Below are 15,622 nucleotides of genomic sequence, written 5' to 3' on the forward strand. Positions count from 1 at the left end.
ACAGTTGACGTGGGGTCAGACCGCGCCCAGCGCGTACACCGCGAACAGCGCCGCGCCCGCGCCCGCCACCGCCCGCCAGGCCCGGGACGGCCACGGGGCGTCGAAGCGCCGGGCCCAGCGGCCGATCAGCGCCAGCACCGCGCCGAACACCGGCAGCCAGGCCAGTCGGGCCAGCGCCCAGGCCGCCGAGTCCGGGGCGGTGGTCAGGCCGGGCAGCGCGCCCAGCGGGGAGCCCGCCAGCGCGGTCAGGAACATCGCGGTCTGGTGCCAGCAGAAGATCGTCATCGCGCCCAGGTTGACCACCACCACCGGCAGCCACAGCAGCGGCCGGCGCAGCGCCCGGCCCAGCCGGTCCTTCAGCAGCACCGCCGCGCCGCCCTGCACCGAGGCCAGCGCCAGCACCAGCAGGGACGGCGGGTGCGAGTTGGTGCGGGCCGCGCCCGGCACGCCCACCATGCTCGCCGGGTAGTGGAACACCACCAGCAGCACCGCGAACAGCGCCGCCCCGCCGACCGCCAGCAGCTTCGCCCCGGCCCGGGTCAGCCGCCCGTGCGCCCAGTCCACGCCCAGCTGGTAGGCGAACAGCCAGCCCGGCAGCAGGTTCAGCAGGCCCAGCCAGCCCGGCACCGCGGCGCCCCACGGCCCGTACCGCAGCAGGTCCACCAGCGCGACCGCCGCCATCAGCACCGCCGCGCCCCAGCCCCGGAAGCGGGCGCCGAACCGGACGCACAGCGGGGTCAGCGCCGTCAGCACCAGGTACACGGCGATGTACCAGAGCGGCTGCACCATCAGCACCGCCCCGGTCCGCACCGTCCCGGCCGGCACGCCCAGCGCGCGCAGCACCGGGATCAGCGCCGCCCACACCGCCGCCACCCCCAGCACCGGGCGCGCCAGCCGCAGCACCCGGCCGCGCAGCCACGCCCCGGTGCGCACCCCGCGCCCGGCCGCCCGGCGCAGCGACAGGGCCGAGGCGCGGCCGCCCACCAGGAAGAACACGCCCAGCAGTTGCAGCACCCAGCTCAGCGGCGCCATCGAGGGCAGCGCCCCCAGCGGGCTGGCGTTGTGCAGCACCCCGTCGGGGGAGTCGAAGCCGCCGAGCATCCAGTGCCCGAGCGGGACGGACAGCAGGGCCAGCGCGCGCAGCCCGTCCAGGGCGCGGTCGCGGGTGGCGGGGGTCTTCGCGTCGATCTTCGCGGCGGTCCGCACGGCGGAGCGGCGCAGGGCGGTCACGGGCAGCATCGGGAGTCTCCTCGAACGGCCGACGGGCAGCGTCACGTCAGGCGGCGGTGGTGGTGGCGGTGAGGGCGAGGGCGGCGAAGGCCGCGAGGGAGGCCGAGCCGGGCGCGAAGTAGTCGCTGTGCCCGTGCGAGCCGGTGGACGGCAGCACCCGGGCGCCGAAGCCGCCCGAGGTCGGGTCGGCGCCGTGGCCGAAGCCGAGCAGCGAGACGTTCGGCACGTCGCCGATCCAGTCCTCGGCGTTGCGGCGCACCGCCCACACCGGTACCCGCAGCTCGTCCGCGCGCTCCAGCCCCATCCCCGGCGAGGCCACCGCCACCAGTCCGGCCACCCGGGCCGGGTCCGGCGCGGACCGCCCGCACACCACCGACCCGTACGAGTGGCAGAACAGCTCCACCGGCCCGGTCACCGGCGCCAGCCCCGCCACCAGCCGGTCCAGCCGGGCGGCGCCGGCCCGGGCCAGTTCCTCCCGGGCCGCGTCCAGCCCGAGGCCGACCGGTGTGGTGTAGCCCACCCAGGCCACCACCGCGACCCGGTCGCCGCTCGCGGCGCGCAGCGCCCGGGCCATCCCGGCGAGCGACCGGTGGCCGGTGGCGGCCTCCCGGTCGTAGTCGGACAGGTCGACGTCCGAGCCCGGCACCAGGACGGCCGTCCGCTCGTCGTGCTCCACGTCCCCGAACACCTCGGCGACCTGGCCCCGGCCGCGCGGGTCGAAGGCGAGCAGCCGGTGCCCGGCCAGCTCGGCGTAGTGGTCGGCCCTCGCAGCGGCCGCCGCGCGCTCGGCGCGGGGCAGCGCCGCGTCCTCGGCCCGGGCCCGCTGGCGGGCGCGCTCCGCCTCGACGGCCAGCGCGTTGGCCCGCAGCCGCAGCGCGACCGGCGCGCCGTCCAGGTTCCCGACCAGCTGCGGGTGGCGCACCGCGAGGGCCTCGCGCCGCTCCGGCGGCAGGCCGGCGAAGAACGCGGCGACCTCGGCCGGCGAGGAGGCCACCGGATCGGGCAGCCGCACCCCCAGCGAGGTGTCCGCCGCCCAGGCCGCCGCGCCCGGCGGCGGCCCCGTCAACGGGGTCTGCGCGTCGGCCGACGCCCACGACCCCGCTCCCAGCACCGCCGCGAGCACCAACCCGGCCACGGCCGTCCCCCGACGCAGACGCGACAGCATCCGCTCCTCCTCCTGTTCGGCAACGAGGAGGAAGGTAGGGACGGGGCGGCTGAGCGGGCGTCACCCCGCGGAGCCAACCGGCGGGTCATACCCGGGCGGTAGGGAGGGTCACTGCGCGCCGGGCTGGACCAGGCCGCTCTCGTAGGCGAGCACCACGGCCTGGGCGCGGTCGCGGAGGTCGAGCTTGGCGAGGATCCGGCCGATGTGGGTCTTGACGGTCTGTTCGGCGAGCACGAGGTGGGCGGCGATCTCCTGGTTGGAGAGGCCGCGGGCGATCAGTTCGAGGACCTCGGTCTCGCGCGGCGTGAGCCCGTTCAGCCGCAGCCGCGGGTCGCGGCGCGGGGCGGGGCGGTTCCTGGCGAAGTCGGCGATCAGCCGGCGGGTGACGGAGGGCGCGAGCAGCGCGTCGCCGGCCGCGACGACCCGGACGGCGGCGATCAGGTCGGCGGGCGGGGCGTCCTTGAGCAGGAAGCCGCTGGCGCCGGCCCGCAGCGCCTCGTACACGTAGTCGTCGACGTCGAAGGTGGTGAGCATCAGGACCCGCGGGCGGTGCACCACGCCGGGCGGCGGGTCGAGCAGCCGGCGGGCGGCCTCCAGGCCGTCCATCTCGGGCATCCGGACGTCCATCAGCACCACGTCGGGGTGGGTGCGGCCGCTGACCTCGATCGCCTGCCGGCCGTCGGGCGCGTCGCCGACCACGTCGATGTCGCTCTGCGCGTTGAGCAGGGCGGCGAACCCGGCGCGGACCATCGCCTGGTCGTCGACGATGAGGACGCGGATGGTCATGCGGTCTTCTCCCCGGGGCTGGTGCCGTCCAACGGCAGGACGGCGGTCACCCGGTAGCCTCCGTCGGCGGTCGGGCCGGTGTCCAGGGTGCCAGCCAGCAGCCGGACGCGCTCGCGCATTCCGACCAGTCCCTGGCCGGTGCCGCCGGAGGTCTCCACGGCGCGGGCCCGGCCGGGCGGCGGGTCGTTGCGGACGGTCAGGGTGAGCGCGCCGTCCGCGGCGGTGATCCCGACCTCGGCGGTGGCGCCGGGGGCGTGCCGGACGACGTTGGCCAGCGCCTCCTGGACGATCCGGTACGCGGACAGGCCGACCGCCTCGGGCACCGGGCCGAGCGCGGACACGCCGTCCCCGACGGCCAGTTCGGCCCGCACCCCGGCCTGGCCGACGGTGGCCAGCAGCTTCGGCAGGTCGTCCAGGCCCGGCTGCGGGGCCTTGTCGGCGGTGCTCTCGGCGGCCCGCAGCACCCCCAGCAGGCGGCGCATCTCGGCGAGCGAGCCGCGCGCGGCGGCGGCGATCTGCCCGAACTCCTCGACCGCGGCCGGGGGCAGGCCCTCCAGCCGGTACGGGGCGCTGTCGGCCTGGACGGTGATCACCGACATGTGGTGGGCCACCACGTCGTGCAACTCCCGGGCGATCCGGGCGCGTTCCTCCAGCAGGGTGCGCCGGGCCCGCTCGGTCTCGGAGATCTGCTCCTGCGCGGCGAGCAGCCGCTTGGCCTCGCCGCGCCCGCGCAGGCTCCAGCCGAGCAGCAGGACCACGCCGGACAGCGCGGTGGCCAGCACCGAGGAGCCGTCGAAGTCCTCGTTGAAGACCGTCCAGCTCAGGCTGCAGCCGAGGAAGGTGACCACCCAGACCGCGAGCAGGGTCCGCCCGCGCTCCCGGACGGCCAGCAGGACCATCAGGAACAGGTAGCCGAGCAGCGTGGTGGTCGGCCACGGCCAGGGCTGGTCGGCGGCCGCGCCGTGGGTGGCCACCGCGCCGACCAGCACCGAGGGCGCCACCAGCTGCCAGGCCGTCAGCGGCCGGGTCAGCGCCAGCGGCAGCGCCCCGGCCTGCACCACGGCGAGCGCGGTGGCCAGCGACGGGTCCACCCCGTAGAACTGGATCAGCGTCACGATGCCGGTGGGCAGCAGCGAGCCGACCATGAGCAGCACCAGCGCGTACGGGACCGCCCGGACCCACGGCCGGCGGGCCGTCGACAGCGGGGGGCGGTGGTCGCCGAGGGGCTCGGTGAGGGCGCGGAGGAAGTCTTTCCAGAGGGTCACCGGGCCGAGGGTAGAGCGGGGTCCGGCCGCTGTCCTCATACCCCGGTAGCGGGTCCGGGGTGCTACCCCGGTACGGGGGCGTCCCCCGTCAGCGCCAGGAGCCCGCCAGGGCGGGCCCCAGCTGGTCGAAGTGACGCTCGATCAGCTCCAGCATGCCGTCCATCGAGTGGTCGGCGGCGTCCGGGGCGGCGGCGTAGGAGAGGTGCGAGATCCGCACCACGGTGCCGAACACGGCGGCCAGCAGGCGGGGGCGCAGGTCGGCGGCCGGGTCGAGGCCCTCGCGCTCGGCGAGGATCCGGGCCACCTCGACCTCCTGCTGGATGGCGTGCCGCAGGTGGGCGGCGAGCAGCGTCGGGGTGGACTCGATCAGTTCGAACAGCTCCAGCGCGGCCGGCCCGCTCTCCTGTCCCCGGTCGACGGCCTGCCAGACCTCGCGGACCGCGCCGCGCATCGCCTCCAGCGGGTTCTCCCGGGCCGGGCGGGCCCGCAGGAACTCCAGGAACGCCTGCTCGGCCTCGGCCAGGACGGCGAGCGCGACCTCCTCCTTGTTGGCGAAGTACCGGAAGAAGGTGCGCTGGGAGACCTCCACCTCGGAGGCGATCTCGTCCACCGTGGTGCGCCCGTAGCCGTGGCAGAGGAAGAGCCGGTGGGCGGCGTCGACCAGGGCGTCCCGGGTGCGCCGCTTCTTGCGTTCGCGCAGGCCGACGGGCTGCGGGTCGGCGGCGGTGGTGGGCGTGGCCATGGTCCCAACGATAGCGCCGCGGTGGAGATCTGGCATCAAGTGACAGGAGTCACCGTTTGTCGAATGTCAGCGGCTGACATAATGTTCCCGATGGCGGTGTCCGTCTGTCTTGGAGCTCGTGGGGACGGGCGTGAGGGCCGGGCACCGCCCTTCCTGTGCCCAGCGCGGTTCCCGCGCACCACACGAACGGGGAAGCCCCGAACCATGAGCCAGTCCGTAGTACTCGACAAGGAAGCGGCTCCGTCCGCCGGCGGCCGGCTGCGGGGGCACCCCTGGCTGACGCTGCTCACCGTCGCCGTCGGCGTCATGATGGTCGCCCTGGACGGCACCGTCGTCGCCATCGCCAACCCGGCGATCGCCAAGGACCTGAACGCCAGCCCCTCCGACATCCAGTGGGTCACCTCCGGCTACCTGCTGGCCCTCGCGGTCTTCCTGATCACCGCCGGCAAGATCGGCGACCGGTTCGGCCACAAGACCACCTTCCTGGTCGGCGCGGTCGGCTTCGCCGCCACCTCCGCCGCGATCGGCTTCGCCGGCTCGATCCAGCAGGTGATCTTCTACCGGGTGCTGCAGGGCCTGTTCGGCGCGCTGCTCCAGCCCGCCGCGCTCGGCCTGCTGCGCGGGGCCTTCCCCGCCGACAAGCTCAACATGGCGATCGGCATCTGGGGCGGCGTCATCGGCGCCTCCACCGCGGCCGGCCCGATCGTCGGCGGCCTGCTGGTCGAGCACGTCAACTGGGAGTCGGTGTTCTACATCAACATCCCGGTCGGCATCGTCGCCCTGGTCCTGGGCCTGCTGATCCTCAAGGACGTCCGGTCCGAGAACGCCGCCAAGTCCTTCGACGTCCCCGGCATCGTGCTGCTCTCCGGCGCGATGTTCATGCTGGTCTGGGGCATCATCAAGGCCCCGTCCTGGGGCTGGGCCGACCCGGCCACCCTGGTCTTCCTCGGCGGCGCGGTGCTCGCCCTGGCGGTCTTCGCGGTCTGGCAGAAGTACGCCAAGGAACCGCTGATCCCGCTCTCGCTGTTCCGCTCGGTGCCGCTCTCGGCCGGCACCCTGTTGATGGTGCTGATGGCCTTCGCCTTCTTCGGCGGCATCTTCTTCGTCACCTTCTACCTGCAGAACGTGCACGGGATGGCCCCGGTCGACGCCGGCGTCCACCTGCTCCCGATGACCGGCATGATGATCGTCGGCGCGCCGGTGGCCGGCTTCCTGATCGGCAGGATCGGGCCGCGGGTCCCGATCGTCGGCGGCATGGTGCTCACCACCGCCGCGATGCTCGGCATGTCCACCCTGGACGTCGACTCCGGCACCGGCGTCATGTCGCTCTGGTTCCTGCTGATGGGCCTCGGCCTCAGCCCGGTCATGGTCGGCGCCACCGAGGTCATCGTCGGCAACGCCCCGATGGAGCTGTCCGGCGTGGCCGGCGGCCTCCAGCAGGCCGCGATGCAGGTCGGCGGCAGCCTCGGCACCGCCGTCCTCGGCGCGGTGATGGCCTCCAAGGTCACCGGCGCGCTGCCCGGCAAGTGGGAGGCCGCGACCGGCCAGCCGCTCCCCGGCGGCCCGGACGGCGAACTGCTCAAGCAGGGCGCCCAGCTCGGCATCGCCCCGCCGAACGTCCCGCAGGGCGTCGCCGACGCCGTCCACTCCTCCTTCGTCAGCGGCATGGGCGTGGCCTTCGTGGTCGCCGCGGTCGTCGCCCTGGCGGCGGCGGGCCTGGGCCTGCTCACCCGCCGCGGCGCCAACGAGGCGGGGCCCGCGGTCCACATCTGACGCGCGCCGCCCACGGATCCGCCCGGGGAGGGGAGACCCCTTCCCGGGCGGATCCTTGCGCGAGCAGCCGGGCAGCAACGGAAAGGTCCGCCCGAGGAGGGGAACTCCCCTCCTCGGGCGGACCTTTCCGTCAGCGGCCGGCGCTTAGGCGTCGCCGCCCGCGGCGCCCGGGTCGGCCGCGGCCACGTCGAGCAGCTGGTAGCGGTCGATGGCCGCCTTCAGCAGCGAGCGGTCGATCTTGCCCTGCTTGGCCAGCTCGGTGAGCGTGCCGAGGACGATCGACTGCGCGTCGATGTGGAAGAAGCGCCGGGCCGCGCCGCGGGTGTCGGCGAAGCCGAAGCCGTCGGCGCCCAGGGACTGGTACTGGCCGGGGACCCAGCGGGCGATCTGGTCCGGGACGGCGCGCATCCAGTCGGAGACGGCCACGAACGGACCCTCGGCCCCGGAGAGCTTGGTGGTCACGTACGGGACGCGCTGCGGCTCCTCGGGGTGCAGGAGGTTGAACTCCTCGGCCTCGACGGCGTCGCGGCGCAGCTCGTTCCAGGAGGTCGCCGACCAGACGTCCGCCTTGACGTTCCAGTCCTCGGCGAGGATGCGCTGGGCCTCCAGGGCCCACGGCACGGCCACGCCGGAGGCGATGACCTGCGCGGGGATCTGGCCGGCCTCGCCCGCCTTGAGCCGGTAGAGGCCCTTGAGGATGCCCTCGACGTCCACGCCCTCCGGCTCGGCCGGCATCTTGATCGGCTCGTTGTAGACCGTCATGTAGTAGAAGACGTCCTCGCCGTGCGGGTGCTCGGCGGAGGAGCCGTACATGCGGCGCAGGCCGTCCTGGACGATGTGGGCGATCTCGTACCCGTAGGCCGGGTCGTAGGCGACCACGCCGGGGTTGGTGGAGGCCAGCAGGTGCGAGTGGCCGTCGGCGTGCTGCAGGCCCTCACCGGTCAGGGTGGTGCGGCCGGCGGTGGCGCCGATGACGAAGCCGCGGGCCAGCTGGTCGGCCATCTGCCAGAACTGGTCGCCGGTGCGCTGGAACCCGAACATCGAGTAGAAGACGTACACCGGGATCAGCGGCTCGCCGTGCGTCGCGTACGAGGAGCCGGCCGCGATCAGCGAGGCGGTGCAGCCGGCCTCGGAGATGCCGTCGTGCAACATCTGGCCGGACGGGGACTCCTTGTACGCCAGCAGCAGCTCGCGGTCGACCGACTCGTAGGTCTGGCCGAGCGGGTTGTAGATCTTGGCGGACGGGAACAGCGAGTCCATGCCGAAGGTGCGGTACTCGTCGGGCGCGATCGGCACGAAGCGGTTGCCGATGCCCTTGTCGCGCATCAGGTCCTTGAGCACCCGGACGAACGCCATGGTGGTGGCGATGGTCTGGTTGCCGGAGCCCTTCTTGACCGCCTTGTACGCGTCGTCGCCCGGCAGTTCGAGCTTGCGCGGGCGCACCTTGCGGGTGGGCACGTAGCCGCCGAGCTCCTGCCGGCGGTCGTGCATGTACTGGATCTCCTCCGAGTTGCGGCCCGGGTGGTAGTAGGGCGGGTAGCCCTCGTCCAGCTGCTTGTCGGTGATCGGCAGGTGCAGCCGGTCGCGGAAGCGCTTCAGGTCCTCGACCGTCAGCTTCTTCATCTGGTGGGTGGCGTTGCGGCCCTCGAAGTTGGGGCCCAGCGTCCAGCCCTTGACGGTCTGCGCCAGGATGACGGTCGGCTGGCCCTTGTGCTCGCGGGCGGCCTTGAACGCGGCGTAGACCTTGCGGTGGTCGTGGCCGCCGCGGCCCAGGTGCTGGATCTGGTGGTCGGTCATGTTCTCGACCATGGCGCGCAGCCGCAGGTCGCCGCCGAAGAAGTGCTCGCGGATGTACGAGCCGGTCTCGGTGGCGTAGGTCTGGAACTGGCCGTCCGGGGTGGTGTTCAGCTTGTTGACCAGGACGCCGTCGCGGTCCTGGGCCAGCAGCGGGTCCCAGGACCGGTCCCAGACGAGCTTGATGACGTTCCAGCCGGCGCCGCGGAACTGCGACTCCAGCTCCTGGATGATCTTGCCGTTGCCGCGGACCGGGCCGTCCAGGCGCTGCAGGTTGCAGTTGACCACGAAGGTCAGGTTGTCCAGGCCCTCTCGAGCGGCGAGCGAGAGCTGGCCGAGCGATTCCGGCTCGTCCATCTCGCCGTCCCCGAGGAAGGCGTACACCTGCGAGTCGGAGGTGTCCTTGATGCCGCGGTGCTCCAGGTAGCGGTTCATCCGGGCCTGGTAGATCGCGCCGAGCGGGCCGAGGCCCATCGAGACGGTCGGGAACTCCCAGAAGTCCGGCATCAGCCGCGGGTGCGGGTAGCTGGAGAGGCCGTACGGCGCCTTGGACTTCTCCTGCCGGAAGGCGTCGAGCTGCTGCTCGGTCAGCCGGTCCAGCAGGAAGGCGCGGGCGTAGATGCCGGGCGAGGCGTGGCCCTGGAAGAAGACCTGGTCGCCGGACTCGCCGTCGGCGTCCTTGCCGCGGAAGAAGTAGTTGAAGCCCACGTCGTACAGGGACGCGGAGGAGGCGAAGGTGGCGATGTGCCCGCCGACGCCGATGCCGGGACGCTGGGCGCGGGAGACCATGACGGCCGCGTTCCAGCGCGTCGCGTTCAGGATCTTGCGCTCGATCTCCTCGTTGCCGGGGAAGAACGGCTCGTCCTTGGTGGCGATGGTGTTGACGTAGTCCGTGCTGCGCATCTCGGGCACGGCGACACGCTTCTCGCGGGCGCGCTCGATCAGCCGCAGCATGAGGTAGCGGGCGCGCTCGCGCCCGCGCTCGTCGATGGCGGCGTCAAGGGACTCCAGCCACTCCGCGGTCTCCTCGGGATCGAAGTCCGGGACCTGGCTCGGGAGGCCGCCAATGATGATCGGGTTGCGATCGGATCCGGAAGCCACGCTGTTCCTTCACTGTCGGTCGAAGCTGAGTTGTCGCGCCGCCTCCATCGTGCTACCGCGTTCGGAGATCCGTCATCTCTACCGATCGGTAACCGTTCCGCCCGTTGGGCGGTACGGTCAGGAGGTGGTCCGACCTGGGACCCCGGCCGGACGATGGCGGCCGGTCGGGATGAGGGCCAACAGGAGACTTTACGCCCGCACCCTGCTCCGACCCGAATGCCGTTCGCATCTCGGGCACGCGTGCGGGGGGTGAACGGGCTGCGGACGGGTACGAGACGAAGCAGCCTTGTCGGTACGGACAGGGACATACGGGTGTGTTCACCACCACAGTGGGCGGCGTGTCGCCCGGCGACACGTCAACCTTTGGGTGGGATCGGGGGTCGGGTACTTGCGCGAACCGCCGCTCCCGTGTGGACTACGGCCACAGCCCCGGCATGGACGCCGGGCCGAATACTGGAGGTTATTCCCGTGAGCGCGACCGCGGACCCCGCGGACAAGTCCAACCCGGCTCTCCGCCTCGGCTTCGAACAGGGCCAGATCATCCAGGAGCTCGGGTACGACGAAGACAGTGACCAGGACCTCCGCGAGGGCATCGAGGAGATCACTGGCTCCGAACTCGTCGACGAGGACTACGACGACGTCGCCGACGGCGTCCTGCTGTGGCACCGCGACGAGGACGGGGATCTCACCGACGCCCTGGTCGACGCCCTGGAGTACCTGGCGGAGGGCGGCCTGATCTGGCTGCTCACCCCGAAGACCGGCCGCGACGGCCACGTCGAGGCGCACGAGATCGCCGACGCCGCGAAGACCGCCGGCCTCTCGCAGACCAGCTCGGTGGCGATCGCCAAGGACTGGGCGGGCACCCGCCTGGCCACCCCGAAGGCCTCGAAGACCGGCAAGCGCTGACTTCGGACCGCGACCCGCGACGGGCCCCGCCGACCACCCGGTCGGCGGGGCCCGTCGGCGTCCGGCCGCCGGGCGCCCCGTCCCGGCCTGTTCACCAGCAGCGAACGCCTCGCCCGGACGGCCGACCCGGCTCACCCGGACGGCCGAACCGGGCCCGGCGGGTGGGAGGATCTTCCTGCCCGCACCACCGTTCAGGCAGGAAGGCCCTCCCATGACCATCGAGATCGGCGCCCAGGCCCCGGACTTCGAGCTGAAGAACCAGCACGGCGAGTCGGTGAAGCTGTCCGACTTCCGCGGCGAGAAGAACGTCGTCCTGGTCTTCTACCCGTTCGCCTTCACCGGCGTCTGCACCGGCGAGGTCTGCGAGATCCAGAAGGAGCTGCCGCGCCTGCAGAACGACGAGGTGCAGGTGCTCGCGGTCTCCAACGACTCGCCGTTCTCGCTGCGGGTGTTCGGCGACCAGGAGGGCCTGGAGTACCCGCTGCTGTCGGACTTCTGGCCGCACGGCGAGGTCTCCCGGGCCTACGGCGTCTTCAACGAGGAGAAGGGCTGCGCGGTGCGCGGCACCTTCGTCATCGACAAGGAGGGCGCGGTCCGCTGGAGCATCGTCAACGGCCTGCCGGACGCCCGGGACACCCAGGAGTACCTGGCCGCCCTCGGCGCGCTCTGACGCTCCCGCGCACGGCCCGCTCGGCCCGGTCCGGCGGAACTTCCGCCGGGTTCCCGGGCCGAGTCTCCGGCGCGGCCCGGGAACCCGGCACTACGATCGGGCCGTTGACGGATCGGGAACCCGACTTCTTGGAGGACCACGTGGGTGTCAGCCTGAGCAAGGGCGGCAATGTCTCGCTCACCAAGGAGGCGCCCGGCCTGACCGCCGTGGTCGTCGGCCTCGGGTGGGACGCGCGCAGCACCACCGGCGCCGACTTCGACCTGGACGCCAGCGGGCTGCTCTGCACCGAGCAGGGCAAGGTCCGCTCGGACGCCGACTTCATCTTCTTCAACAACCTCAAGAGCGCCGACGGCTCGGTCGAGCACACCGGCGACAACCTCACCGGCGAGGGCGAGGGCGACGACGAGCAGATCAAGGTGAACCTGGCCGGCGTCCCGGCCGACGTCGCCAAGATCGTCTTCCCGGTGTCGATCTACGACGCGGAGAACCGGCAGCAGAGCTTCGGCCAGGTCCGCAACGCCTACATCCGGGTGGTCAACCAGGCCGGCGGCGCCGAGATCGCCCGCTACGACCTCTCCGAGGACGCCTCGACCGAGACCGCGATGGTCTTCGGCGAGCTGTACCGCAACGGCGCCGAGTGGAAGTTCCGCGCCATCGGCCAGGGCTACGCCTCCGGCCTGCGCGGCATCGCCCAGGACTTCGGCGTCAACGTCTGACCGGGCGTCAACGGCCTTGCGGGCCGGGGCCGTTCGCGGCCCCGGCCCGTCGCGTTCCTACACCGGCGGCAGGGCCATCACCTGGTTGCCCTGGACGGCGATCAGCAGGTCCCCGCCGCCCGCCAGGTGCCAGGGCAGCTCGGCGCCCGCGTTGGTCTGGAACACCCAGCGGACCTTGTGGCCCACCACGTCGACCGCGTAGATGCCGTGCTCGGGGCTGGGCACGAACAGGGTGTCCCCGACCAGCACCGGGTTGGTGTCCATCGACACCTCGACGGGCAGCTCCAGGTGCCACAGCTCGGTGCCGTCGGCGGCGTTGAACGCCACCACCCGGGTCGGGGCGGTCGGGGTGAAGGTGGTGCCCTGGTAGGTCAGGGTCATGCCGCCGAGCACCGAGTACACGACGTGCCCGCCCGCCGCGGGCGGCGAGTACCACATGTGGGTCGAGCGGTCCGAGGTCTTCGCCCAGACCTGCTTGCCGTCGGAGACCCGCACCGCCTGGAGGCCGTTCGGGTCGGCCGAGCAGAACACCAGGCCGTCCTGGAGCACCGGCTGGTAGGCGGCGTGCGAGTTGGTGGTGGCGAACCAGATCTGGGAGCCGTCGGCCAGCGACCGGGCGACCAGGTTCTCCTTGCTGTCGGTGTACAGCAGGGCGTCCGCGGTCAGGTCGGAGCTGACCGTGTAGTCGGCGGTCTGCTGGCGGTGCTGGTTCCACAGCATCGAGCCGTCCTTGCGGGACAGCGCCATGATGCCCTTGCCGGTCTTGGCGCCCATGTCGGGCAGGCCCTTGTCGTCCAGCTGCAGGTAGGCGCACATCGCGTACACGGCGCGGTCGTCGGCGTTCAGCACCATGTCCGAGGCGATCTGGGTGCCGTTCGGCTTCCCGCGCTCGGACTGGTACTTCCACAGCACGGTGCCGGTGGCGGCGTCCACCGTGATCAGGTCGGCGACCGTGCCGTAGCTGATGGTGCCGCCCGCGCAGGCCATGTTGTAGGCCATCGCGTCCTTGGTGATCCACTTCTCCTTGCCGTCCGCCAGGTTCACCGCGACCAGGTCGGAGCTGCCCAGGTGCAGCAGGCCGGGGGAGAAGGCCATGCCGAGGCTGCCGACGTTGCTCTCGGCGGTCCGGTACGTCCACAGCGGGGCCGGCGGCATGCCCGGGGCGCGGGACGGGGCCGCGCTGGACGCGGCGGCGGGGGAGGCGCTGCCGGTCGGCGGGGCCGGGGCCGGACCGGGGCCGGGCTTCGAGCCGCCGCTCAGCGCCCAGGCGGTCAGGCCGCCCGCGCCGGCCAGCACCGCGGCGCCGCCGCCCAGCAGCAGCGCCCGGCGGGACGGGCCGGGGCGCCCGGCGGGCGGGGCGGACCCGATCGGCTCGGTGGGGTGCCCGGCCCGCCCGGCGTCCGGGGCCGGGGCGCCGGGCGCGCGCAGGCGAACGGTGCCCGGGCCGGAGACCTCGGTGGGGGTGCGGACGGCCGGCGCGGCGGCCGGGCCCGAGCGCGGGTCGCCGGGGCGGACCGGGGCCTCCAGGTCCATCACCTCGGCGGCGCGGGTGGCGATGTCCGAGGCCAGCGCGGCCGGCAGCCAGCCGGAGCGGGCCGGGGCCGCCGGCTCGCCCAGCAGCGCGCCGAGCCCGGCCGGGGAGGGGCGGTCGGCCGGGTCCTTGGCCAGGCAGGCGGTGACCGCCGGGAGCAGCGGCCCGGGCACCCCCGACAGGTCGGGCTCGTCGTGCACCACCCGGTACAGCAGGGAGGCCGCGGACGGCGCCCCGCCGTCCTCGGCGTGGTCGAACGGGCCGTGGCCGGTGGCGGCGAAGACCAGCACCGAGCCGAGCGAGAACACGTCGCCGGCCGGGCCCAGCCGGCGCCCGGCGGCCTGCTCGGGGCTCATGAACCCGGGCGAGCCGACCACCACGCCGGTGGACGTCATCCGGTCGCCGTCCAGTGCCCGGGCGATGCCGAAGTCGATCACCCGCGGCCCGTCGGCGGCCAGCAGCACGTTGGACGGCTTGAGGTCGCGGTGCACCAGCCCGGCGGCGTGGATCGCCGCCAGCGCCTGGCCCAGGCCCACGCCCAGGGTGCGCACCGCCTCCACCGGCAGCGGCCCGTGGCCGCGCACCGCGTCGTCCAGCGCCGGGCCGAGCACGTACGCGGTGGCCAGCCAGGGCGTCGGCCCGTCCCGGTCGGCGTCCACCACCGGGGCGGTGAAGGTGCCGCCCACGGACTGCGCGGCGGACACCTCGCGGCGGAACCGCTCGCGGAAGTCGGCGTCCCCGGCGAGGTCGGCGCGGACCACCTTGACCGCGACGGTGCGGCCGCCGGCGGAGCGGGCCAGGTACACCCGGCCCATGCCGCCGACGCCGAGTCTGGCCAGCAGCAGGTAGGGGCCGACCGACTCGGGGTCGGTGCGGTCGAGCGGTTCGAACGGCATCGCTCCGGTGCTCCCTCTGTTCGTCCGTGCGTCGGGCCGCTCGATGCTTCGCCCGGCGGTCCCGGCAGCGTACCGGCCGGGCCGCGGCCGGATTCCGGCGCTCCCCGCCGCGGTTGCGGGGCCGCCGGGCGGGGCGGGGGCGCTTGATAGATTCGGCGGCGATCCGCACACCGACCGGGTGCGTGCGCGGGCGGTCCGAGGCCGCCCGGCGGGGCGGCCGGGCCGGTCGCGCGGCGGAGTTCAGCAAGTTCAGTCGGGTGTGCAGCACTGCGCGGCCGCCGGGGGGCGTAGATCTCTTGGGGTGCGTCCGCCGGGCGCGCCCGCCGGATCCGGCCCTCCCGGGCGGGTCGGCGGCAGTGCAACGATGCACACCCCGGGAGCCCCGGAGACGGGGAGCTGGGAGGAAGTCCGATGACCGTCACCCTCGCCAAGGGCGGGAACGTCTCGCTGACCAAGGCCGCGCCGAACCTGACGCAGGTCCAGATCGGCCTGGGCTGGGACGCCCGGTCCACCACCGGCGCGCCCTTCGACCTGGACGCCAGCGCGCTGCTGTGCTCCAGCGGCCGGGTCCTCGGCGACGAGTACTTCGTGTTCTACAACAACCTGCGCAGCCCCGAGGGCTCGGTCGAGCACCAGGGCGACAACCTCACCGGCGACGGCGACGGGGACGACGAGGTGGTGCAGGTGCACCTCGACCTGGTGCCCACCCAGATCGACAAGGTCGTCTTCGCCGTCTCCATCTACGACGCCGACGCCCGGCTGCAGAGCTTCGGCCAGGTCTCCAACGCCTACATCCGGGTGGTCAACCTGACGGACGGCGCCGAGATCGCCCGCTACGACCTCTCCGAGGACGCGTCCAACGAGACCGCGATGATCTTCGGCGAGCTGTACCGCTACCAGGGCGAGTGGAAGTTCCGGGCCGTCGGCCAGGGCTACGCCTCCGGCCTGCGCGGCATCGCGCTCGACTTCGGCGTCAACGTCCAGTAACAGAGCAGCAGTCACGTCCGGAATGGGTCGATTCCGGCAGCCAGAAAGGTAACTGACCCC

11 protein-coding genes and 1 pseudogene are annotated in these 15,622 nt (G+C 73.4%); 5 read left to right on the plus strand and 7 right to left on the minus strand.

The features are described 5' to 3' along the window. Positions 1-15: 15 nt before the first annotated feature. The 5 genes from EDD39_RS13455 to EDD39_RS13475 form a co-directional block, all read right to left on the minus strand. Positions 16-1,239: an acyltransferase family protein gene (locus EDD39_RS13455; RefSeq protein WP_123555862.1), complete on the minus strand. Its 1,224-nt coding sequence runs from the start codon at positions 1,237-1,239 to the stop codon at positions 16-18. Positions 1,240-1,276: 37 nt separating this feature from the next. Beyond that, positions 1,277-2,395: an alpha/beta hydrolase gene (locus EDD39_RS13460; RefSeq protein ID WP_123555864.1), complete on the minus strand. Its 1,119-nt coding sequence runs from the start codon at positions 2,393-2,395 to the stop codon at positions 1,277-1,279. 108 nt (positions 2,396-2,503) lie between these two features. Then, positions 2,504-3,181: a response regulator gene (locus EDD39_RS13465; protein WP_030458560.1), complete on the minus strand. Its 678-nt coding sequence runs from the start codon at positions 3,179-3,181 to the stop codon at positions 2,504-2,506. Further along, on the minus strand, positions 3,178-4,446 hold the full coding sequence (locus EDD39_RS13470; RefSeq protein ID WP_162870010.1) for a sensor histidine kinase: 1,269 nt from the start codon (positions 4,444-4,446) through the stop codon (positions 3,178-3,180). Before EDD39_RS13470 ends, EDD39_RS13465 begins: the two co-directional genes overlap by 4 nt. A gap of 88 nt (positions 4,447-4,534) precedes the next feature. Beyond that, positions 4,535-5,188: a TetR/AcrR family transcriptional regulator gene (locus tag EDD39_RS13475; RefSeq protein ID WP_123555868.1), complete on the minus strand. Its 654-nt coding sequence runs from the start codon at positions 5,186-5,188 to the stop codon at positions 4,535-4,537. A 204-nt stretch (positions 5,189-5,392) separates the two neighbouring features. Here EDD39_RS13475 and EDD39_RS13480 point away from each other — a divergent pair. Beyond that, positions 5,393-6,995, plus strand: a pseudogene (locus tag EDD39_RS13480) (MFS transporter); the annotation flags it as partial. A 110-nt stretch (positions 6,996-7,105) separates the two neighbouring features. Here EDD39_RS13480 and aceE read toward each other — a convergent pair. Beyond that, complete coding sequence (aceE, locus tag EDD39_RS13485; RefSeq protein ID WP_123555872.1) at positions 7,106-9,856, minus strand: pyruvate dehydrogenase (acetyl-transferring), homodimeric type; 2,751 nt, start codon at positions 9,854-9,856, stop codon at positions 7,106-7,108. A gap of 468 nt (positions 9,857-10,324) precedes the next feature. On the opposite strand from aceE, the gene EDD39_RS13490 reads away from it, so the two are divergent. The 3 genes from EDD39_RS13490 (at position 10,325) to EDD39_RS13500 (ending at position 12,148) form a co-directional block, all read left to right on the plus strand. Then, positions 10,325-10,762, plus strand: a complete 438-nt coding sequence (locus EDD39_RS13490) for a DUF3052 domain-containing protein (protein ID WP_030458555.1) — start codon at positions 10,325-10,327, stop codon at positions 10,760-10,762. A 211-nt stretch (positions 10,763-10,973) separates the two neighbouring features. Next, positions 10,974-11,432 (plus strand): peroxiredoxin, encoded by a 459-nt coding sequence (locus EDD39_RS13495; protein WP_123555874.1) that lies wholly within the window; start codon positions 10,974-10,976, stop codon positions 11,430-11,432. A gap of 140 nt (positions 11,433-11,572) precedes the next feature. After that, on the plus strand, positions 11,573-12,148 hold the full coding sequence (locus tag EDD39_RS13500) for a TerD family protein (protein WP_030458553.1): 576 nt from the start codon (positions 11,573-11,575) through the stop codon (positions 12,146-12,148). A 57-nt stretch (positions 12,149-12,205) separates the two neighbouring features. Here the strand turns inward: EDD39_RS13500 and EDD39_RS13505 are convergent, their stop codons facing one another. Further along, positions 12,206-14,575, minus strand: coding sequence for a protein kinase domain-containing protein (locus EDD39_RS13505; protein WP_123555876.1), 2,370 nt, complete (start codon positions 14,573-14,575; stop codon positions 12,206-12,208). 411 nt (positions 14,576-14,986) lie between these two features. Here EDD39_RS13505 and EDD39_RS13510 point away from each other — a divergent pair, with 411 nt between their 5' ends. Beyond that, entirely contained in the window at positions 14,987-15,562 is a 576-nt protein-coding gene (locus EDD39_RS13510; RefSeq protein ID WP_123555877.1) for a TerD family protein, read from the plus strand. The last annotated feature ends 60 nt before the right edge of the window (positions 15,563-15,622 follow it).

It is taken from the genome of Kitasatospora cineracea, from assembly GCF_003751605.1.
GTDB classification, from domain to species: domain Bacteria; phylum Actinomycetota; class Actinomycetes; order Streptomycetales; family Streptomycetaceae; genus Kitasatospora; species Kitasatospora cineracea.